Origin of the sequence: Vibrio sp. L85, assembly GCF_963871815.1 — a bacterium.
Classification (GTDB): Bacteria; Pseudomonadota; Gammaproteobacteria; order Enterobacterales; family Vibrionaceae; genus Vibrio; species Vibrio harveyi.
The window spans coordinates 26,222-47,951 of the sequence record NZ_CAWMYL010000090.1 but is presented as its reverse complement, the minus strand read 5'-3'; the positions used below and the strand labels follow the sequence as shown (position 1 = coordinate 47,951).

At 45.1% G+C, this 21,730-nt stretch carries 19 protein-coding genes; 7 read left to right on the top strand and 12 right to left on the bottom strand.

Going from position 1 to position 21,730, the window contains the following annotated elements; translation table 11 throughout:
• Positions 1 to 14 precede the first annotated feature (14 nt).
• Both AACR11_RS09180 and AACR11_RS09175 read left to right on the top strand, forming a co-directional pair.
• Positions 15 to 884: a metal ABC transporter solute-binding protein, Zn/Mn family gene (locus tag AACR11_RS09180; RefSeq protein ID WP_029789611.1), complete on the top strand. Its 870-nt coding sequence runs from the start codon at positions 15 to 17 to the stop codon at positions 882 to 884.
• 213 nt (positions 885 to 1,097) lie between these two features.
• Positions 1,098 to 2,108, top strand: a complete 1,011-nt coding sequence (locus tag AACR11_RS09175; RefSeq protein WP_005453282.1) for a porin — start codon at positions 1,098 to 1,100, stop codon at positions 2,106 to 2,108.
• A gap of 74 nt (positions 2,109 to 2,182) precedes the next feature.
• On the opposite strand, the gene AACR11_RS29860 is transcribed toward AACR11_RS09175, so the two are convergent.
• From AACR11_RS29860 to speA, 5 genes are all read right to left on the bottom strand, one after another.
• Positions 2,183 to 2,269 (bottom strand): zf-TFIIB domain-containing protein, encoded by an 87-nt coding sequence (locus tag AACR11_RS29860; RefSeq protein WP_114145635.1) that lies wholly within the window; start codon positions 2,267 to 2,269, stop codon positions 2,183 to 2,185.
• A 17-nt stretch (positions 2,270 to 2,286) separates the two neighbouring features.
• Positions 2,287 to 4,452: a S9 family peptidase gene (locus tag AACR11_RS09170; RefSeq protein WP_029789610.1), complete on the bottom strand. Its 2,166-nt coding sequence runs from the start codon at positions 4,450 to 4,452 to the stop codon at positions 2,287 to 2,289.
• A 253-nt stretch (positions 4,453 to 4,705) separates the two neighbouring features.
• Entirely contained in the window at positions 4,706 to 5,911 is a 1,206-nt protein-coding gene (emrD, locus tag AACR11_RS09165) for a multidrug efflux MFS transporter EmrD (protein WP_009696852.1), read from the bottom strand.
• Between the two features lie 262 nt (positions 5,912 to 6,173).
• Entirely contained in the window at positions 6,174 to 7,094 is a 921-nt protein-coding gene (gene speB, locus AACR11_RS09160) for an agmatinase (RefSeq protein WP_005432598.1), read from the bottom strand.
• 1 nt (position 7,095) lies between these two features.
• On the bottom strand, positions 7,096 to 9,006 hold the full coding sequence (speA, locus tag AACR11_RS09155) for an arginine decarboxylase (protein WP_009699853.1): 1,911 nt from the start codon (positions 9,004 to 9,006) through the stop codon (positions 7,096 to 7,098).
• Between the two features lie 336 nt (positions 9,007 to 9,342).
• Here speA and AACR11_RS09150 point away from each other — a divergent pair, with 336 nt between their 5' ends.
• Entirely contained in the window at positions 9,343 to 10,101 is a 759-nt protein-coding gene (locus tag AACR11_RS09150; RefSeq protein ID WP_026138192.1) for an MBL fold metallo-hydrolase, read from the top strand.
• Between the two features lie 59 nt (positions 10,102 to 10,160).
• On the opposite strand, the gene AACR11_RS09145 is transcribed toward AACR11_RS09150, so the two are convergent.
• The 3 genes from AACR11_RS09145 to AACR11_RS09135 all read right to left on the bottom strand — a co-directional run bounded on the left by AACR11_RS09145 (position 10,161) and on the right by AACR11_RS09135 (position 12,496).
• The gene (locus tag AACR11_RS09145) at positions 10,161 to 10,589 is read right to left on the bottom strand and encodes an ATP-dependent zinc protease family protein (protein WP_005432588.1); all 429 of its coding nucleotides are present in this window, start codon (positions 10,587 to 10,589) and stop codon (positions 10,161 to 10,163) included.
• Positions 10,590 to 10,652: 63 nt separating this feature from the next.
• Positions 10,653 to 11,558, bottom strand: a complete 906-nt coding sequence (gene rimK, locus AACR11_RS09140) for a 30S ribosomal protein S6--L-glutamate ligase (protein WP_005453290.1) — start codon at positions 11,556 to 11,558, stop codon at positions 10,653 to 10,655.
• A gap of 323 nt (positions 11,559 to 11,881) precedes the next feature.
• A complete protein-coding gene (locus tag AACR11_RS09135; protein WP_005453294.1) occupies positions 11,882 to 12,496 on the bottom strand; it encodes a TetR/AcrR family transcriptional regulator in 615 nt (204 codons plus the stop codon).
• 155 nt (positions 12,497 to 12,651) lie between these two features.
• Between AACR11_RS09135 and AACR11_RS09130 the strand changes: the two genes are divergently transcribed.
• Positions 12,652 to 13,665, top strand: a complete 1,014-nt coding sequence (locus AACR11_RS09130) for an MBL fold metallo-hydrolase (protein ID WP_017188527.1) — start codon at positions 12,652 to 12,654, stop codon at positions 13,663 to 13,665.
• 96 nt (positions 13,666 to 13,761) lie between these two features.
• Positions 13,762 to 14,109 carry a DUF5329 family protein gene (locus tag AACR11_RS09125; RefSeq protein ID WP_026000151.1) on the top strand — a complete coding sequence of 116 codons (348 nt, stop codon included), beginning with the start codon at positions 13,762 to 13,764 and terminating at the stop codon, positions 14,107 to 14,109.
• On the opposite strand, the gene AACR11_RS09120 is transcribed toward AACR11_RS09125, so the two are convergent.
• On the bottom strand, positions 14,074 to 14,976 hold the full coding sequence (locus tag AACR11_RS09120; RefSeq protein ID WP_009699844.1) for a LysR family transcriptional regulator: 903 nt from the start codon (positions 14,974 to 14,976) through the stop codon (positions 14,074 to 14,076). The genes AACR11_RS09125 and AACR11_RS09120 overlap by 36 nt on opposite strands.
• 543 nt (positions 14,977 to 15,519) lie before the next feature.
• Positions 15,520 to 15,765: a hypothetical protein gene (locus tag AACR11_RS09115; RefSeq protein WP_029789608.1), complete on the bottom strand. Its 246-nt coding sequence runs from the start codon at positions 15,763 to 15,765 to the stop codon at positions 15,520 to 15,522.
• Positions 15,766 to 15,931: 166 nt separating this feature from the next.
• Between AACR11_RS09115 and AACR11_RS09110 the strand changes: the two genes are divergently transcribed.
• The gene (locus AACR11_RS09110; protein ID WP_079324678.1) at positions 15,932 to 16,798 is read left to right on the top strand and encodes an AraC family transcriptional regulator; all 867 of its coding nucleotides are present in this window, start codon (positions 15,932 to 15,934) and stop codon (positions 16,796 to 16,798) included.
• 714 nt (positions 16,799 to 17,512) lie between these two features.
• On the opposite strand, the gene AACR11_RS09105 is transcribed toward AACR11_RS09110, so the two are convergent.
• Positions 17,513 to 17,851 carry a YggL 50S ribosome-binding family protein gene (locus tag AACR11_RS09105; protein ID WP_005453308.1) on the bottom strand — a complete coding sequence of 113 codons (339 nt, stop codon included), beginning with the start codon at positions 17,849 to 17,851 and terminating at the stop codon, positions 17,513 to 17,515.
• A 255-nt stretch (positions 17,852 to 18,106) separates the two neighbouring features.
• Here AACR11_RS09105 and AACR11_RS09100 point away from each other — a divergent pair, with 255 nt between their 5' ends.
• Positions 18,107 to 20,143, top strand: coding sequence for a PhoX family protein (locus tag AACR11_RS09100; protein ID WP_029789606.1), 2,037 nt, complete (start codon positions 18,107 to 18,109; stop codon positions 20,141 to 20,143).
• A 115-nt stretch (positions 20,144 to 20,258) separates the two neighbouring features.
• Here AACR11_RS09100 and AACR11_RS09095 read toward each other — a convergent pair whose 3' ends face one another.
• Positions 20,259 to 21,650 carry a glycoside hydrolase family 1 protein gene (locus AACR11_RS09095; RefSeq protein WP_009700749.1) on the bottom strand — a complete coding sequence of 464 codons (1,392 nt, stop codon included), beginning with the start codon at positions 21,648 to 21,650 and terminating at the stop codon, positions 20,259 to 20,261.
• Positions 21,651 to 21,730: the final 80 nt, after the last annotated feature.

Genomic DNA, 21,730 nt, shown 5'->3' with positions numbered 1-21,730 from the left:
CTGGATAACCAATTATGAAGATGAAAAAACAAATCATAACAATGGGCTTGGTTTTGACGAGTACATTTGCACCGTTCTCTTATGGCAAAGATATTATTACCAGCACGCCTGTGACTTACATGTTGTCTGAGCAACTGATGCAAGGCACAGGCATTGAAACCAGTTACTTGCCACCTAAGCGATATGGCGTTGAACGTTTGTTGAACTGGTTTGCAAGTAAAGGTCAACAACAAGCCATTAAAGCCGGGCAGGAGGCGACCGTTGCGATTACGTTGGGTGCTATTTGGCATCAAGACCCAACTTTTGTTTATGCTCGTCAGGGGAACATTCGCTTGATTGAGATTGACGCGTCTCAGGCGATCTCTCCAAGAGCACCGGGCGTTGCGGCACTTACGTTAGACAATGGTGATACATCTAAGTATGCGTGGATGAATCCTACTAACTTAATTCGAATGGCTGCGATCGTGGGTGAGGATCTACAAAAGGTTTATCCTCAATATCAAGCTCAAATAGAAAAGAACCAGCAAGCGTTGATGTTAGAAGTACGTGAGCTGATTAATCAACAACAGGACGTTATCTTTGCGAAAGAGATTGATTCAGTGGTCTTGCTAGGGGAATCATTAGAGGATTTTGCGTCTGGAAACCAACTGTTCGTTGTTGATCGTCAATTCAAGCCTGAACTGGAATGGTCAGAAGCAGAGAAACTGTCTTTAAAAGCTCAGTTTGAAGAAGATAAAACTCTGTGGCTAATTACAGATAAAAGACCCTCAAAACAGCTACAATCGATTATTTCACCAGATCGCATACTGCAAATTGACGTCATTGATCGTTGGGGGAGTAAAGGAATAAAAACTGAGAAACCACTCGCGCGCTGGCAGTTGTAACACGAAAAACACCACAAAAATTATGAAGGGGACTGAAAAGTTCCCTTTTTTTATGTGGTTTTGATCAAATTTTGAGCGATTAATTGGATTGGTTGCATATAATTTATTTGTTTCATTTATGTTTCATTACTACGTTGTATGTGTTCGTTGTGTTGAAAATTTTTGTCTTGCTGTCGTAACGAACCGGTATAAACAACTATATGGATGTTAAAAATGAAAATGAAAACTCTAGCCGTTGCAGTGGCGGCACTAGCATGTGGTTCTCAGGCTTTCGCAGCTGAAGTTTACAATAGCGAAGGCACATCTCTTTCTATCGGCGGTCACGTTTCAGTGGGTGTTGGTGAGTACTTTGAGGAAGATGTTCGCATTCATGACGTATCTCCTCGTATCAATGTGGGCGGCAAACAAGACATTGGTAATGGCGTGACAGTTGATGCCAAGGGTGAATGGTCTATCAAATTACTGGACGGGGGCGCGAGCTCGTTCAACACACGTTTGGGCTACATTGGTGCAACGCATGAACAGTTTGGTCGCGTGGTAGCGGGTACACAATGGTCACCATATTACGATGTAGCTGGTGTTGCGGATTTACCAATCGCGTTTGCCAACGACTTCTTGTATGCAGACCAATATAATTTAGGTTCCGCTCGTGCTGAGCGAATGCTGAGCTACCGTAAAGGTTTTGAGTTCGGTGAAGGCTTTGGATTTAACCTCGGTCTTGGCTGGCAAGGCGAACATGATGAATACGATGCTCGTGGTCAGATTGCAGTTAGCACAAGCCTTGCCGGATTTGGTCTTGGTTACGTATACAGTGGCGGTGACCGTGACATCGGTTCTAAATCAGAATCAGCGACATCTCATGTCTTCTCTGCTAACTACGGTAAGTACGGTTCAGGTCTGTATGCGGCAATCGTATATGGTATGAATGATTATTTCTTTGATTACAAATTCCCAGGCGCAGCAACTTCTGTTCTTTATCAAGAAACGGTACAACTTGAAGGTCTATTAGCCTACGGGGTGAATGATTGGACGTTCAGTGTGAACTACGAAGCGGTAGAAAATGATAAAGACAGCAAGACTCTATACAGTGAAGCAGCGTTACAAGCTGAGTACGCAGTTACGCCTTCATTCTATACCTTTGCTGCTTATGAATTTGACCTCGGAAATGACTACAACGTGGAAGAGAACGACTACTGGACAATCGGTGCTCGTTACTACTTCTAATCAATAGGACAGTTTCTACTGCCTAAACACATTTATTGTGTTGACGCCTATTCGCTGTGAATAGGCGTTTTTCTTCAAATAGACTGAGAGTCAACAAAAATGCCCGCACAATGCGGGCATTTTTTAGTGGATAACCCCTTTTGTAAAAATGGGTGCAACACTTTTTAGGACGCCAGGTTTACTTTGTCTCTAAAAGATCAAGGAAGAAAGCGTACTCCAGTGCGTCTTCTTTTAATCGCTTGAATCGACCTGACGCACCACCGTGACCAGCTTCCATATCCGTTTTGAATAGCAAGACATTGTCATCGGTCTTCATCTCGCGGAGTTTTGCTACCCACTTCATCGGTTCAAAGTATTGAACTTGTGAGTCATGCAAACCCGTCGTCACTAGCATGTTCGGGTAATTCTGAGCCTTCACATTGTCGTACGGCGAGTAGCTCAGCATGTAGTCGTAGTACGTTTTATCATTCGGATTACCCCATTCATCGTATTCGTTGGTCGTTAGAGGAATCGATTCATCCAACATGGTCGTTACGACATCAACAAAGGGAACGTGCGCGCCAATACCACGGTAGAGATCCGGTGCTTGGTTAATGATCGCGCCCATTAATAGACCACCGGCAGAGCCACCAACCGCAAACACTTTGTCTTTTGCGCCGTAACCTTCTTCAACAAGCCCTTTTGTTACGTCAATAAAGTCATTAAAGGTATTTTGCTTAGTGAGCTTTTTGCCATCTTCATACCAAGGGCGTCCAAGCATTTCTGAGCCGCGAATGTGAGCGATAGCGTACACGAATCCGCGGTCAAGTAAGCTGAGGCGGGTTGAACGGAACGTTGGTTCAATTGTTGATCCGTAAGAGCCGTAGCCGTACTGGTAGATTGGATTGGTCCCGTCTTTCTTAAACAGATCCTTGCGATAAACCAATGATACTGGCACTTGCTTTCCATCACGAGCGGTTACCATGATGCGCTCTGATTGATAGTTATCCGCATCGAAATCGCCTAGCACCGGTGTTTGCTTCATGATTTCAGATTCACCTGTATTTAGGTCGAAATCGTAGTAAGTTCCCGGTGTCGTCAGGCTGCTGTAGTAGATGCGAACTTTAGAATTATCGAGTTCATAGTTGCCTGTTAGATAAGCAGCAAACGCGCTGTCGTTAAATTCAAGTGGGAACTCTTTGCCCGTTGATAGCTGGCGGATTTTAACTGTTGATAGACCATTCGCACGTTGCTCGTACACAAGGTGGTCATCAAATAAGTCGAAATCGACAAGTTGAGTATTGTCGTCTGCTGGGACGACATCGACCCATTTAGAACGATCATGCATCTCTTCTGCTTTGACTTTCATTAAACGGAAGTTTACTGCTTGATAGTTTGTGTAGATGTAGTACCAATCACCTAATTTAGCGATGCTGTACTCAATGCCTGTTTCTCGTGGGTAGAAAGCTTCAGCTTTTGCGTTTGGATTGTTGGCGTCAATGACTGATACACCACTCGTTTCGGTGCTTGAGTGCCAAATGTACACTTGCTCGTCATCTTTACTTTTACTCAAGTAAGTGTAGTAAGCACTGTCGGTTTCTTCGTAAATCAGTTCATCGCTCTTTTGCGGAGTGCCTAGTACGTGGCGGTATACTTGATAACCAAGCAGTGTTTGCGGATCTTTCTTGATGTAATAGAAAGCCTTGTTGTCGTTTTGCCATGCGATAGCACTCGACGCACCTTCAATTTCATCTTGTAGATATTCGCCGGTATTAAGATCTTTGATTTTGATGGTATAAACACGACGGCTTAACGTATCTTCACCGTAAGCCAGCAAGTTCTCATTTGGGCTCACATATAAGCCTCCAGTGCTAAAAAACTCGTGCTCTTTCGCCAGTTCATTTACATCTAGGATGACTTGCTTGTCTTTGCCTGCAAAGTCTTTCGCACGCATGTGCACTTCGTATTCGTTATCGCCTGTTACTTCATTTGAATAGAAGTAGTTACCTCGACGTACTGGTACTGAGTTATCGTCTTTCGCAATACGACCTTTGATCTCTTCGAATAATTGCTCTTGTAGTGCTTCAGTATGTTTTAGAACGGTTTCTGCATACTGATTTTCTTGCTCAAGATGTTGCAAAATCTCTGGGTCTTGGCGCTCATCATCGCGCATCCAATAGTAGTTATCGATTCGGGTGTCACCATGAATCGTCATTGCATGTGGCACTTTTTTAGCAACAGGTGCTTGAGTTTGTTGAGCAACGAGTTGAGATTGAGAGTAATGGTTCATGGTTGGTATTCCTTGATTGCTGCATCCGGCGACAAGCGCGACCGATACGGCCAACGTAGTTAAAGTGAAACGCATCTGTGTGTCCTTATTGTGTACCTTACTCTTGTTGTATCGCCATTCTTTTATTTAAGAGTTAAAGCACAGGTTTCTTCCAATGAATGTTGAATGGCAAATCTATAAATGTGTGTAAGCAACTGTTCTTTTTAGCAAAGATTTACAGGGATGTTAAATGTAAATGCTGGTGGATGAGAACTGGAGGGCAAGATGCGTGCAACAAAAAAGGGACACACTTTTCAGCATGTCCCCTTTGGGTGATGAGAGGCAGGTTTTAAATTGCCAATGGCATTTCGTTTGAATGGTCGTGCTTGCGATTAACCCAACGTAGACCAAGCATGGCGATGATCGACATTGCCATCATCAGACAGCCAAGTGGCATTTGGTCTTGCGCTGGGAAGAAGGAAGCCAATAGCGTTGCGATGCCTGCGCCTAGGTTTTGCATACCACCCAAAATGGCACCGCCAGTGCCTGCGTGGTATGGGAACGGTGAAAGTGCGCCGGTAGTTGCCGCTGGGAACAAAATGCCTGCACCCAAGAAGTAAATGGTTGCACCGCCAATCAGAGTCAACGCCGTTGTTAGACCAAACAGACCCGGAATCAATACCACTGCTGAGCCAATTAAGATAGCCACTAGACCAACATTCAAAGCACGGCGCTCAGAACGGCGTTGTGCAATATAGCTCGATAGACCAGCACCGACTAAGTAACCCGGTATCGGCAAGACAAATAGCAAGCTGACCGTGGTTGCTGGCAAGCCAAGTACACCACCCAACAACACACCTGCTGCTGCTTCAAATACTGCAACGCCTGCAAACGTGGCAACCAATACCAATAAGAAGCCTTGGAAGCGTTTGTCTGATAGTACGAACTTGTAGCTCTTCGCAACAGATTCATGTTTGCGGCGCTCTTTAGGCAAGGTTTCCATCATGCTTGTCATCATGGTGATCACAACGGCAATACCGAATAACGCAAGGAATAGGTAGCTAGATCGCCAGCCGAATGCTTCGGTTAGATAACCGCCCAATACTGGCGCGATCAATGGCGAAAAAATCACACACATACTGATCAAGCTGTTTGCGCGGTGCAGTTCAGCGCCCTCAAAGCAGTCACGAGTCAGTGTACGAGACATAGCTCCGCCACAGCCAATACCCAAACCTTGGATGAAGCTGCCTGCTAGAAACCATTCGTACTCATGAGCAAACAGCGCTACCAAAGTTCCAAGAATGTAGATGATCAAACCCGCAATGATGATTGGCTTACGACCAAGGCGATCGGACAGCGTGCCGTATACAAACTGCGATAGACCGTAAGGGATCAGGTAACACGCCATCACAGCTTGAAGTGAAGACGCTGATACCAAGAACTCACCCGCCATATGACCGATAGAAGGCACGTACATCGTTTGAGTCATTTGACCTACGGCAGTCAGAATTGCGATTAAAAAGGTAAGTTTCGCTAATGGAAACGAGGCGGACATTTGCGTATCTCTCCAGAAATTTAAGACGTAAAAAGCCTTAGCGCTCCATATAGGAGAGCCAAATAAACAAAGTAATTAGGGAATCTAGGCGCGAGATATTAGAGCTTGAGTGCGGACTTAGCAATCAAAAAGTGTGAAGTTGAGCAAGATAAAAATCTATGATTTGGATTAGAAAATCTAATCTATTTTTGTTGAGTGATGAAAACGAAAAAGGGAGCCGAAGCTCCCCTTGAAATACTGCGCTCATTTAGAACAACTTTCGTTATTCGCGACCTGAAGCGTAGGCGTAAAGCAACTCAAGTGCGATAGTTGCGCCAGCCAAGGCCGTTACATCGCTGTGGTCGTAAGGAGGTGAGACTTCCACCACGTCCATACCTACGATGTTCATGCCAGCGAAACCACGGATGATCTTCAGAATTTTATCTGAGTTCAGGCCGCCACAAACTGGTGTACCTGTACCCGGTGCAAACGCCGGATCCAGACAGTCGATGTCAAAAGTGACATACACTGGCTTATCCGCAACCGTGCGACGAATCTCTGCCAGTATCTCTTCTACCGACATGTCGTTTGCTTGCATCGCGTTGATGACATTGAAGCCATGATCTTGTTGGTCATATTCAGTACGAATACCAATTTGAACTGAGTTCTTCGCAGAAATCAGACCTTCTTTTGGCGCATGGTAGAACATAGTTCCGTGGTCGTAAGAACTGCCGTTTGCGTAAGTGTCAGTGTGCGCATCGAAGTGAATCAATGCCATTTGACCATGGTGTTTTGCGTAAGCACGTAGGATCGGTAGCGTGATGAAGTGGTCACCACCCAAGCCTAGCATTGTCTTACCGCTCTTTAGAATCTCACTTGTTGCCGCTTCTAGACGGTAAGTGAAATCTTCCGCGTCACCACAATCGAATACAAGGTCACCTGCGTCGATCACTTTCAATTTATCAAATACGTTGAAGTCCCAAGGGAACTTCTTGCCTTCCCAAGCAAGGTTTACTGACGCACGACGGATCGCATCTGGTCCCATACGCGCACCAGGACGACCAGAAGTCGCCATGTCCAGAGGAACCCCTAGCACCACAACGTCTGCGTCTGCCGATACTGGATTTTTGATGTACGGTCGACGTAGAAACGACATAGAGTTGGAGTAAAGCGAATAATCGGTTTTCGTAAACAAATCATTCATATCAGAAGTCCTCTAAATAGGTGTAGCCTGCCAAACCTTGTTCCAGTTCAGCTAGGATTTGTTCTTGTTCATTGGTTTCAACTCGTTCTGAAACCAATTGTTTGTAATTGTCACGAATCGCATCTACGTCGATGTGAACGTAGCGCATCATGTCTTCTACGCTATCACCTTCGTTGATGTAGCTGATCTCGAATTGACCGTCTTCATCAACATTGACTACTGCACTGTGGGTATCACCAAATAGGTTGTGCATGTCACCAAGGATCTCTTGGTATGCGCCTACTAGGAAGAAGCCCATTAGGTACGGTTTGTCGTTGCTCCATGCTGGTACTGGTAGCGTGCTCTCAATGCCTTGACCATCAACATAGTGATCAATCGCGCCATCGGAGTCACAAGTGATGTCCAACATCACCGCACGACGCTCTTCCACATCACCAAGACCAGAAAGCGGTAAAACAGGGAATACCTGATCAATACCCCATGCGTCTGGTAGGGATTGGAAAAGAGAGAAGTTCACGAAGAACTTGTCCGCAAGACGTTCGCTCAACTCATCCAAAATAGGACGGTGGAAACGGTTCTTGGTACTCATTTGACGACTTAGCTCGAAGTAAATACGCAGAGACAGTTGTTCTGCCCACGCACGTTGCTCAAGGTTCAGTACGCCAGTAGCGAATTGCGAGTGAACCTCGGCCAAATCGCTTTGGGTATCATTGTAAATTTCAATTAATGCACGTGCATCGGTACCATCCTGCAGGTTTTCCCAACTACGCCACATGTTTTGTAGCAAGATTGGTGCATCTTCTGCAGGTTCGAATACTTCTTCCGGCTGGTATGTTTCAGTACCAATGACGTTAGAAATCAACACAGCGTGATGAGCGGTTAGAGAACGACCCGATTCAGAGATGATCACTGGCATTGGTTGGTCGTAGTGCTGACAGACATCACCGACCGTATTCACGATGTTACGCGCGTATTCTGCAAGACCGTAGTTCATCGAGTTCGAAGATTGGCTGCGTGTGCCGTCGTAGTCTACTGCTAAACCGCCGCCAACATCGAAGTAATCAATGTTTGCACCCATGGCACGTAATTCACAGTAGAAACGTGCGGATTCATTCACACCATTGCGTACGTCACGGATGTTTGCCATCTGTGAGCCAAGGTGAAAGTGAACCAATTGCATGGTATCCAGCTTGTCTTCGTGTTTTAGACGATCAATCACGCTCAATACTTGTGATGCCGATAGACCGAACTTCGATTTCTCACCGCCGCTTGCTTGCCACTTACCTGCACCTTGAGATGCAAGGCGGATACGCAAGCCAAGACGTGGAGTTACACCCAAGCTTTTCGCTTCTTCAAGCACTAGATCAAGCTCAGATAGCTTCTCTAGTACGATAAATACTTTGTGACCTAGCTTTTCACCGATCAGTGCTAGACGCACATATTCACGGTCTTTGTAGCCATTACACACGATCACGGAGCTGCCTTGTTGAGCCAATGCCAGTACCGCCAATAGTTCTGGCTTGCTGCCTGCCTCTAGACCCAGCTGTTTATTTTCTAGCTGCGCTTGGCTCGCTAAGATTTCATCAACCACTTCACGCTGTTGGTTTACTTTAATTGGGTATACCAACAGGTATTTGTTTGGATATTGGTATTCTTCAATTGCTTGGTTGAAAGCTTGGCAAATGCCATGCACGCGTTGGTGCACGATTTGCGGGAAGCGCACTAGCACAGGCAGGTTCAACTGCTTAGCTTCTAGCTCTTTTACAATCGCACTGAAAGGGATTTGGTGTGCACGGTCACTACGAGGAGATACGTAAACCTCGCCTTGGTCATCAATTCCGTAGAAGCCTTGGCTCCAGTAGTGAACGTTGTAGTCCGCGCGGATGCGGTCTAATTTAGTTGCTTTTTCCAACTCGATTCTCACAAAAATGTATTTAAACCCTCGCTGAAATAGGAGGAGGAAATACAAAAAAGCAAATCATGAGGCGCTAACCTCATACCCTGACACGAACTCCGTGTGCGCGCATTAACGGATAAAACCCAATCAGAGTCTAATGATTAAAATTTGTTCTTTCGATTAACAACTGTTGTCGAGTCGCGGTGTAAACATTTATTTAACAGAGTGTCCATTCTGCTGTTATAGTTGGTCTGACCAGTAAGGATTTGGTCGCAGAAAAACAAGAATAAAGACCCAACAAAACAAGGATATGTTTTGCAGCTGCATAGAATTCAGGGATACATCCAAACCATGTATCTCGCCGAGTATCCAGATAAGTTAATGTTGCTTGATGGCGCCAGTCGAGCCGATATTCCACACCTCAAAGATTTTATTGAGCATCAGCTTAATCGTTCGTTCACCGACTTAAAAATGGTGGTGGTCACGCATATGCATCCTGACCATGCGGGGGCTGCGCACAAGTTGCGAGAGCTTACGGGGTGCCAGATCTTAGCTGCGAAACGAGACACTCATTGGTATGGCGGCTTTGATGGTTGGTTGATGCATTTGACCGATTTGATTTTGGCGCGTTGGATGGCGAATCGAATGCGTAAACCAAAGCGGAATCTATGGTATTCGCGAAAACTAAGACCAGATATTGAGCTGGTGGATGGTGACGCCGTGCCTGGATTTTCTGATTGGCAAGTATTGGAAACCCCCGGACATACTGATAGAGACTTATCGGTTTTTCATGCTGAGCAGGATGTGCTTTATGTCGCGGATTTAATGGTGCAGGTAAAAAGCCATTTGATTGCGCCGTTTCCTATTTTTCATCCCAACCAATATCGCCGGTCGTTAAAGCGAGTTTTTGAGATGAATCCGAGTTGTTTATTGGCCGCACATGGTGGTGAAGTTGAGTTTGATGAAGATGCTTATCAACACATCATCAATACCGCGCCGGTTAGACCCATTACGCATTGGCGAGTGACGAAGATAAAACTTAAAGGGTTAATGCGCTCTGTACTGAGAAGTAAGAATATGAAAGAGGAGAATGGCGAAAAGGACAGCTAGAAAAGTACAGAAGAGCCAGATGAGCGACCACGGAGTTCGCTCATCTGAAGCTACGGGGATTATGGAGCCAATAAGTGAGATTGGCTCGGGTCTACCAGAACTTTGTCTGCCATACCCTGACGACCTAGCAACATCATGTAGGTCATCTTTTCACGGTTAGTCAGCGTGATGTCGATAGGCCACTCTTGGTCGCCCATACGTAGCATCGTTGTGATCACGCAGCGGTGTTCGAACGTTCCGTTTGATGATTTCACCTTGCGGTTCGCCTTCAGTGGAGCTTTACAGCGAACCACTTGTTCTAAGTGGTAAACATCTGGGTGTAGATCGAATTCTACGTATGACTGACCGTCTTGCTCAGTGCACTCTAGATTATCTACGTGCAGAGAAGAAGTCTGTGCGCCTGTATCAATACGCGCTTCAAGGTGAGTAATCCCTAACTCAGGTAAGCAAATTGCTTCGGCGTTCCCAATGATCATTTTCTGATTCATAGTGTCATCCTAGCGATGAGTGATAAAGAGAGCCTAGTCTATAGGCTCCCACTCAAACAATTATCAGCCTTTACCGCGAGTACGGTTAGCGTTTGGTTTTGCGTTCTTCTCGATGAAGTCGAAGATCATACCTGCAACGTCTTTATCTGTTGCAGTTTCGATACCTTCAAGACCTGGAGAAGAGTTCACTTCCATCACAACAGGACCGTTTTTCGATTGAAGAATATCAACACCACATAGGTTTAGACCCATGACTTTCGCTGCGTTGATTGCGGTTGCACGCTCTTCTTTGGTTAGTTTCACTAGCTGAGCAGAACCTCCGCGGTGAAGGTTAGAGCGGAACTCACCTTCTTTTGCTTGACGTTTCATTGCTGCGATAACTTTGTTACCTACAACGAAGCAGCGGATATCCGCACCATTTGCTTCTTCAATGAACTCTTGCACCATGATGTTCGCTTTTAGACCCATGAATGCTTCGATAACGCTTTCTGCCGCTTTCGTTGTTTCAGCAAGTACAACACCGATACCTTGAGTGCCTTCAAGTAGCTTGATGACCAATGGTGCGCCGCCAACGTTTTTGATCACGTCTTGAATGTTATCAGGGTGGTGAGCAAAACCAGTACGAGGCAGACCAATACCTTTGCGTGATAGCAACTGCATAGAGCGTAGCTTGTCACGAGAGCGGCTGATTGCTACTGACTCGTTCACACAGAATGTGCCCATCATTTCAAACTGACGTACAACCGCAGTTCCGTAGAAAGTGATAGATGCACCAATGCGAGGAATGACCGCGTCATACTTTGGCAATTCTTCACCCATGTAACGAATCTTAGGGTTGTTACTCGTAATATCCATATAACAGTGCAGAGTATCGATCACATCAACTTGATGTCCGCGCTCTTCACCCGCCTGCTTTAGGCGCATGGTTGAATATAGATTCTCATTACGAGAAAGAATAGCAATACGCATGGCAATTCCTTAGTAAGTCAGTACCAAATTAAAAATATAAATATAGAGTATAGTGAGTGGGTTTAATTGATGTGACAGAATCCACTCGCTTCAACGATTTAGAATTGTGGTTGGACAACCACGTCGTCAGAGGTGCGCACCTTAGGGCGTTTTCTCATGAGATGAAAACGAAAAAATATCGTCGATACGACAAAAATAATTTATCGAACTCTCGCGCCTTGCTGTGTGCGACTGTCAAGGGCGAGAAAAAGAAAATTGAGTCAAAAATTCATCATTTTTCGATGTGAGAAAACTAAAAAAAGCGGCTATTTGACCGCTTTACTTTAGTTGTTTTTATAGTGACTTAAGAAGAGTTCAGCCGTTTGGGTGGCTAGCGCTCTGGACTCTTCCTCTGTTAAAGAAGCACGCATCCCCATTAACTGTGGCCAGAATGCACTGCCTTTAAGTAAGTTATGTAGCTGAATGCTTGCCACATCCACATCTTCGATCTTAAGCGCACCGTTTTGGGCATGTTCGGTGAGCCAACGATGTAACGCGGTTTCTTGTTTTGACATGCGTTCAGCTTGTTCTTTGAGATCTTCCGGCTTAAACAAAAAGTGTCCAAACGCGACTTTTGCTAATTCAATGTAGTTAGGTTCCGTTACGACGACGATCTCACTGTAGAGCAATTCAATCAATTGCTGTTTCAGCGGCAGTGTGGGTAAACGTTCAATATCGCTGTCCATCATTGATGAGCGCCAAAGCTCCGTCAGCAACTCGGTCACGATCGCCTCTTTAGAAGGGAAGTGATTATAGACGGTTCGCTTTGATACTTGAGCGATTGAAGACAGCTTATCCATGCTGGTGTTTTGCACCCCAAATTCTTGAAACGCTTGTTTTGCCGCGCAGAGAATCGCTTCTCTTTTGGTCTCGCTACGACTTTTTCTTTTTACATTCATAAACTTGTTAAGTTAGGAAGATCATTTCTGGATCTATTTTACACTAAGTAGTTTACTTTTGATAATTTGAATGTAAACTGCACCGTGTAGTTTACTTTTGTTCGGGTTTACTTTTTATGAAAAAAACTTTGCTAGCCACAGTAGGAGCGTTCGCGATGGGTACATCAATGATTTCTTGTTCTAATGTTGATACTGAAAAAGCGCCAACATACCCGGACAAATTTGCAAACACCGAGTTGGAATACAAAAGCAGTTTGGGCGATATGTTCGGTATCATGAAAGCTTATTTCACAACTGAGCGTGCGAATCCAACCCCAACAATTGAAATTCCAGTGCATGCGATGACTGCGACACAACTACTAGAAGAACAAGATGACGTCATATACCGTCTTGGTCATTCGAGCGTGTTGATGAAGCTTGATGGTAAGTTGGTGATGACCGATCCTGTCTTTAGTGACCGAGCATCTCCTGTCCAATGGGCAGGACCAAAGCGTTTCCACCAAACACCAATCACTTTGCAAGATTTGCCAAGTATCGATGTCGTGGTGATCAGCCATGACCATTACGACCATCTAGATAAAGCCTCGATTAAAGAGCTTGGTGACAAGGTTGGAACCTTCTTGGTGCCTTTGAAAGTGGGGCAATTACTGGTGAATTGGGGCGTGCCTAAGGAAAGAGTGGTCGAGCTAGATTGGTGGGAGTCACATTCTGTCGACGGTATTGAATATACACTGACTCCGACTCAGCACTTCTCTGGTCGAGGTTTGACAGACCGCGATACGACGCTGTGGGGCAGTTGGGTTATCAACGCACAGCAAAATAAAGTGTTCTTTAGCGGTGATTCAGGTTACTTCAATGGCTTTAAAGAGATTGGTGAAAGGTACGGTCCATTCGATTTCACAATGATTGAAACGGGCGCATACAATGACCTTTGGTCAGATATTCACATGTTCCCGGAGCAGAGTGTCCAGGCACACATTGATGTGCAGGGTAAAGTGATGATGCCAATTCATAACAGTACATTTGATTTGTCAATGCACGATTGGAATGAACCAATGCAACGTGCGTTAGACATCAGTGAAGAACGTGGTGTGACTTTAGTTAGCCCTGAGATTGGGCAACGTTTGGCGCTTGCTGAGCCTCAGCCAGTTAAGGCGTGGTGGCAATAATTGCCGAGCTAAACAGCCAAACAGTTGAATAGTTAAGCCACTTATTAGTAGTTACTTGGTAGTAGTTACGTGGTCAGGGATAAGGATAAAGCTATGATGAAAGCAAAGTGGTCGTTGCTACTTACATTAAGTATTCTGCCTACCTTTGCATTAGCAGAGGTAGAGGAAGATATCTCGACGTTGATAAAACGAGTTGAGCAATCCTCTTGCACCTTTATCCGTAACGGCAAGGCGTATACCAATCGCGAGGCGGCAGAACACATGCGCAACAAATGGGATTATGCCAAAGATGACGTTGATTCTGTGGATGTGTTTATAAAAGAGGTGGCGTCAAAGAGTTGGTTATCTGGCAAGCCATATTGGGTGGATTGCCAAGATAAGCGTATTACTAGTGAAGAATGGCTGACATCATTGATGAACAGCAGTACCGATCACATTCAATAAGACCTGCTTGATGGTTTGGTAGCGCAGTGGCAATGTGCGGCTGCGTTTTCTAACCAAAAATAAATCTTCATATACCGGTTGCTTTAATTCGGCGACATATAACTCTTCTCTTAATGCAAAGCTCTCCACCGCACTGCGCGGTAAAACGGTAAAGCCGAGTCCTTTACTCACTGGCAGTAAGATCTGGCTTAACTGGTTGACGTACCCGGATAACGGCATGTCGCTGACTTTGATCTCTTTTAGTAAGGGTTCGGCACATTGATCGAAAAATAGCGTCATGTAATGTTCAGCATCTGGGTGACCAATCACACCACAGCTTTTCAGTAACTCCGGTGTGAGCGTTTTTCCTCGGTAGGATTTAGGTAAGATCAAACATAAAGTCTCTCGACCAATTTGTTCGCTTTGGAACACGCTTTTATTTGGTGAGTAGGTTACGATGCCCATATCAATTCGACCCTCAGCAACGCCATTAAGAATAGATTGGTTGGGCGCAGCTTCTAGGTGAATCGATAAGCCTGTATGTTGTTTCTGTTTTTCAAGGAGCGGATCAAACAGCATCAAGGCAAGCGCACCAGAGCATGCGAGTTTGCAGTATCCAGCATGTGGATCATCAAAGCTCAAATCTTCTAGTAGGCTTTTTTCTTTTTCTTCAAGTTCTAGCGCGTAGGCATACACCATGCGCCCTTGCTCCGTAAGTTCAAAGCTTTTGTTCTCGCGCTTAATCAATGGATGCTGACAAGCTTGCTCCAGCTTTTTAATGTGCTGGCTGACACCGGGTTGAGTCATATAAAGCTTTTCTGCCGTCTGCGTAAAGTGACCGACTTCAACTAGTGTTTTGAATGTGTGTAACCAAACTGGATTCAGCATAGGGCGTCGTTTGCTCGATGTTTATTAAAGAAAGCGTCTATCAGAGAATGAATCTGCTAAAGAAATTGCTGAAATAATAGCATGATGCAAGACCGAACGTAGAGAGGAGCATAAATGACGGGCAAAATAAAACCCCGCCTGGTTTCCCAGACGGGGCTTATTCTTTTTCGCAGCAATCCGGCTACTAATAGGTGCTCCCTGCATCTATCCTTGATTGTGGCTAATTCCTTTAACCGAGTTCCTTGTTCATCGCCTTCCTAGCGGTGTCCATTCTTGCCTATCATCCTGACGGGCGAACTCTATCCTAGAGCTTAACTACATCCTTGCTGATAACTCATCCTAAGCTACCAAATCTTCATCCTGAAGATACCCAATCCTTTAGGCTTTTTTCCTGTTCCCGCCAACATCCTGTCGACATGTTTAGTATTGTTGTTTTGCTGATTACTCTCAATCAGCTAGGTAAAAAAACTTTGGCAGCGAATATTGCTTAAAAAAGGATAATTAATAATTTTCAATTAGTTAGGTTTATTGGTTGATTTGTTCTTAGTCAAAAATGGTCTTTTTACTTACATCGCTTGTGAGAGATCTCGCACAAGGTGTCGAGCGAATGTACGAATCGGTGTCTTTTTCGTCTTGTTTAAGAGTTTGCTCAAGATCACAACTCGAGTTGTAGCCATAAGATTTAGCGACAGTGTCGGATGAAATTCCCATCTCTTTTACTGCAAATATTGCCCATTCATCACGAGTTTTCTGCATGATCCGACGCAGCTTAGTTTTGAAGTTACTCATAACAGCTCCTTGGTTTGCCTTCTTTTCAACGCAAGGATAAGGAGCGTGATGGAGCTAAGTTGATAGTATACCGCTCAATATCAATACTATTGAGGCGTAGTAAAGAATGTGTCGGTAATACTGATATTATTTGCGCGTATAACAATACTATCTTGTGGAGTGACAAATGGCGCACATCGAAAAAGTACCGCAGAGACCTGGCTTTTCTTGGCGCTATCGTCGTATTGATGAGCCTAAAAAGGAGTATGACTTCCATTTTCATGATGATGTGTACGAGTTGGTCATTCATCGACACTTTTCTGGAACTCTGCACATTGGTCATCACGAGTTGGAGGTGACCCACAATCAAATGTTATTGATTGCGCCGGGTGTTCCTCATTCTATTCATTCCACGTTGACAGAAAATAACTGTGAAACCCATGTAATTTGGTTTAAGCGTGAGTGGATTGCCAATCTGATGTTTTATTGCACGGAACTGCGCAAACTCGATCCGTTGCTCAAGGCAGCAAATAAAGGAGTAGTGTTCTCTGAGCGAACTGCTCAACAAGTTGTAGAGCTTCTTCATGAGTTGATGAAAGTACCTGCGATGGAGCAACTAGCTCGCTTTATTCATGTACTTTCGTTACTTGCGCATGATGAAGCAGCCAAAACACTGATGACGCATTCTTATCTCTCGATGAGTGAACATGAGCAACAAGAAAGAGAGCGTGTTGCTAAGGTGAGCGCGTATCTAGAACAACACTTCGCTCGCAAGATAACACTTGCCGATCTCGCTAATGATTTATCGTTGAGTGAAAGTGCGGTGACTCGTCTGTTTAAAAAGCACTTTAAAGAACCCTTTAGCCAACGCTTGATGAAACTGCGTATTAACCATGCCGCCGACTTGCTGCAATCAACTGAGTTGCCCATTGGCATTGTGTTTGAGCGAGTAGGGTATCGCAATCAAGCTTTGTTTAATCGCCATTTTAAAACCTACAAGGGGCTGACTCCGCGAGACTACCGACAACATTACCAGCAGCGAATCCAACCTTAGCTTGATCACATGCGTGGTATCGTTATGCGCAACTGGTATATTAATTGCTAGGCTATTCGAGAATCATTATTAAGATTCAATGACAGATGGAATAGGGAACTTGATTGCCATTAATCTGTCATATTCAGTGGATAGGTTAACCCTTGCCATACGATAAAACACAGTCGAACTGTTCAAAAATTGACTGCAACATGGCGTGTTTTGTCATTATGTTGTGAAATTAATCACGGTTAATTTATTCGTTCCCCGATAGATTGGAGGGGAAAACAACCTTAGACAATAAGCTCATGATGAGCGCTACCTATATAGATGAGGGAGATTGCTATGAAAAAGATGAGAAAAGCACAGTTGCATCGTGTACGTATCCAATACTGGAAAGACACAAAAACTGACGCTAGCAAAAAAGCATAGTTAACCACACTCGTGACACTGAGCTGGCAATGGACGGATAACCTTCCATAAAATGCCAGCTCTAAAATTATCTAAAACTACCATTATTTCTCGCTCACCACATTTTCCAGATATCTACGTATCCCCAAATACCAAGATACCCCCAAAGATTAACGGTTCCCAGATTCCAAGCCATCAAAGCGGTTCGCGCTTCCGGTTCTCAGTACTTCAGAAATTCACGGCTTCTAAACGCAAAAAAGCCAGTCCGAGGACTAGCTTTCTCATTACTTGCTCAACTCTGTTTATTACAGAGTGACCCTGCAATTACAGGTAGTTTGCGTCAACCAATTCGCCTGCTTTCGCGCTGCTTACTTCTGGGCGAGCTTCTAGCCAAGCGACAACTTGTGCTTTTTGCTCTTCTGTCGCGCTGCCGTAACGCTCAGTTGAACATAGGAAACCTTCAAACAGTTCTAGACCGCCGCCGCCGAAGCATAGATCTAGACCATCAATGTAGTCGATAAACTCATCTACGAATGCATCGTAACGGTCGAAGTCGTTGATGTCTGTTTCACAGCTGATTTCAAAACCTAGGATTGCGAATTCACCTAGGAATAGCTTTTTACGCAGACGACGATTTTTGTTATCGATTTTATCTAGTTTCATGATTATCTCTCGTGGATGATTTGAGTACACCTTATACCCCCAAATCTGGCTTAGCCCAAGCAAAATCGGGAGTACATAGAATAGATGTGTGTTTTGTAACATTTTCTAAACACAAAGTTCATAAAGATAGACTAGTTCTGTCACTTTTCTCTTCCAAACTTCCTCTCGCTCAATGACAACGCTCTGAATCCTGCATCTTGAAGTCACTTGGGTATACAAACCTATAATTCAACCTAACACTGGGAAAGCAACACCATGAGTAAGGAAACCTTCGACGCGACGCGTTACAACCAGAGTAATAACAAGCCTTTTGAAGAAGTACTGGAAGCGAGCCTATCTCGACGCAGTATCCTGAAAGGTGGTTTGGGGGTCGTTGCAATGACCGCTTTTGGTGCATTTGGTCTCTCTGGGTGCAACTCCTCTAGCTCGGGCACTTCGGCGGGGAATGGCTCTGGCGTTTCAAGTGCAGTCCTCAATTTTGATTCGATTCCTGGCTCACTGACAGATGCTGTTTCGATTCCGCAAGGTTACGTCGCACAAGTGTTGGTGCCTTGGGGGACGCCTTTAAATGCACAAGGTAATGCTTGGAAAGACGATGGCAGCAACACGAGTGCCGATCAGCTTAATGCGCTTGGTATGCACCATGACGGCATGCATTTCTTCTCACTAAACGACAGTGACACCGATGGATTACTGTGTATTAACCATGAATACATTGATACCTCAGCATTGCACCCAAGTGGTCCTACTGTTGTGGGTGGTGTGCGCACTATCGTCGATGAAGTACGTAAAGAAATTAACGCCCACGGTGTCTCTGTGGTTCGCGTTCAACTTGAAGACAACATGTGGAAACTGGTTGATACCGATCCACTAAACCGCCGTTATACTGGTGCGACAGTGATGGATCTCTCGGGACCAGTGGCAAATACAGACCTGACTGTTACTCGCTTTTCGCAAGATGGTAGCCAAGCACGTGGCACATTAAACAACTGCGGTAATGGTTTTACGCCTTGGGGCACTTACCTTACGTGTGAAGAAAACTGGCCGGGCTATTTCGTTAATGCTGGTGTTCGTACTGAAGAACAAGATCGTATTGGTGTTGATGATGAGCGAACTCGTTATCTTTGGGAAACGTTGGCTGGTAATGCTGAAGAGCGTTTGGATGAGTTTACACGATTTAACGTTGAACCAACCGGAGCAAGCGCATTGGACGATTACCGTAACGAAGCGAATGGTCATGGTTACATTGTTGAAATCGACCCATACACGCAAAACTCGCGTGCGAAGAAGCGTACTGCACTAGGTCGTTTCCGCCATGAAGGCTGTACGTTCGGTAAACTTGAAGAAGGCAAACCTGTGGTGTTTTACTCAGGTCATGATTCTCGCTTCGAGTACTTATATAAATTTGAGTCGGCGGCAGCATGGGACCCAGCAGATGCAAATCCGACAAACCGTTTGGTCACTGGCGATAAGTACATGGATGAAGGCACACTATATGTGGCGCGCTTTAATGAAGACAGTTCTGGTACTTGGTTACCACTGACACTAGACAGCGCGACAGTCTCTGGTGGCACATTGGCAGACAACTTTAACTCGTTGGCTGAAATTATTCTTAACACAGCAGGTGCGGCGGATCTTGTCGGTGCGACGCCAATGGACCGCCCTGAGTGGTGTACTGTTGACCCATTCACAGGCTCGGTTTATCTAACGCTGACGAATAACACCAAACGTACGGATGAGACCAACCCTGCGAACCCACGTTTGAACAACAAGTTTGGTCACGTAATTCGTTGGGATGAAGGGGAAGCGGCGACAGACTTTACTTGGGATATCTTCGTGTTTGGAGCTCCTGCTAACGGCGATGCAGACACTAACCGTTCCAGCCTGACAGAACTGAATCAATTTGCGAGCCCAGATGGATTGGCGTTTGATCCTCGTGGCATCCTGTGGATTCAAACGGATAACGGCGCAGATGAAGTGACGTCTTACACCAATGACCAAATGCTTGCTGTCGTGCCTTCAAAACTGACGGATGAAAACGGTACGCAAGAGGTGATTGGTGCAGAAAACCAAGCTGAGCTGAAGCGTTTCTTTGTTGGCCCTAACGGCTGTGAAGTGACGGGCTTTACCATTAGCCCAGATTACAAGTCCTTGTTCGTGAACATTCAGCATCCGGGTAACTGGCCTTACAGCGACAATGCTGCGGAAGAAACACCTGCGGGTATGAAACTGCGCCCACGTGCCGCAACGGTGGTTATTCGCCGTGAAGACGGTGGTGAAATTGGCGTTTAGTCATGTGACTGAATTGAAATCGGGAATAAGAAAAGCCCTGCGTTTGCAGGGCTTTGCTGTTTTATATCTAAATAAACATGCACTTTGTATCTAGGCTTGTATCTAGATAATAAGCTTAGTTTTTCAGTGAGCCGCCCGCAGTGCGAATCACATCTTGATACCAGAAGAAGCTCTTCTTACGTTTACGTTCTAATGTACCTTGACCATCGTTGTGGCGATCAACGTAGATGTAACCGTAACGTTTGCTCATTTCAGCGGTTGAGTTTGCGACCAAATCGATGGGTCCCCAGCTAGTGAAGCCCATCAGCTCAACGCCATCCAGAATTGCTTCGTGTGCTTGTACAAGGTGATCGTTCAAGTAAGCGATGCGGTAATCATCTTGAATCTCACCGTTTTCATCGATTTCATCACGTGCACCTAATCCGTTTTCTACGACGAACAGTGGCTTTTGGTAGCGATCGTGAAGGAAGTTCAGCAGAACGCGCAGGCCTTTTGGATCGATCAACCAACCCCATTGGCTCTTTTCAAGATATGGGTTTGGTACGCTATCGACGATGTTACCCACTTCTTTCTGTTTTGGATCCGCACTTGCACAGCCACTTGCGTAGTAGCTGAATGAGATGAAATCGACACTTGCTGATGCGATCTCTTCTAAGTCGCCTGCTTCCATTTGAATTTCAATGCCATTTTCACGGAAGTAACGCTTCATGTAGCCAGGGTATTGGCCACGTGTTTGTACATCACCGAAGAACAACCACTTGTTGTTTTCATGCATTGCAGCAAGCACGTCATCAGGGTTACAAGTGTACGGGTAGTTGATTGCGCCAAGTAGCATGTTACCAATCTTGCCGTTTGGTACGATGTGCTGACACAGTTTTACCGCTTTTGCGTTTGCGACTAGTTGGTGGTGAATCGCTTGGTAAATCTCTTGTTCACTAGCGTCTTCTTGCAAACCAACACCAGTAAATGGTGCGTGCAGTGACATGTTGATTTCGTTGAACGTTAACCACAGCTTCACTTTGTCTTTGTAGCGTTCCAGCACGGTGCTAGCATAACGTTCGAAGAATTCGATGACGCGGCGATCACCCCAACCGCCGTAATTTTCAACCAGTGCGTAAGGCATTTCGTAGTGAGATAAGGTCACGAAAGGTTGGATGTCGTGCTTCGCCAGTTCGTCAAAAATTTTATCATAGAACGCTAAACCTTCTTCGTTAGGTTCTAGCTCGTCACCGTTCGGGAAGATGCGGCTCCATGCCAAAGACAGACGCAGACAGTTAAAGCCCATCTCTTTAAATAGCGCAATGTCTTCTGGGTAGCGGTTGTAGAAGTCGATCGCCACGTCTTTGATACCCTGCGTACGTTCTTCACGGGTTTGATGCGGACTCAAAATACCGTTTGGCAACATGTCTGATGTCGATAACCCTTTACCCCCAAGGTTGTATGACCCTTCTACTTGGTTTGCAGCAATAGCACCGCCCCAAAGAAAATGTTCAGGAAACTTAATCATGTTTCTCACTCTTTATCGTTTTGAAGTGTATGTTTTCTGTGTTCGAGAATAGTGTAGGTCAAGGAGGGATTCTTGTATCG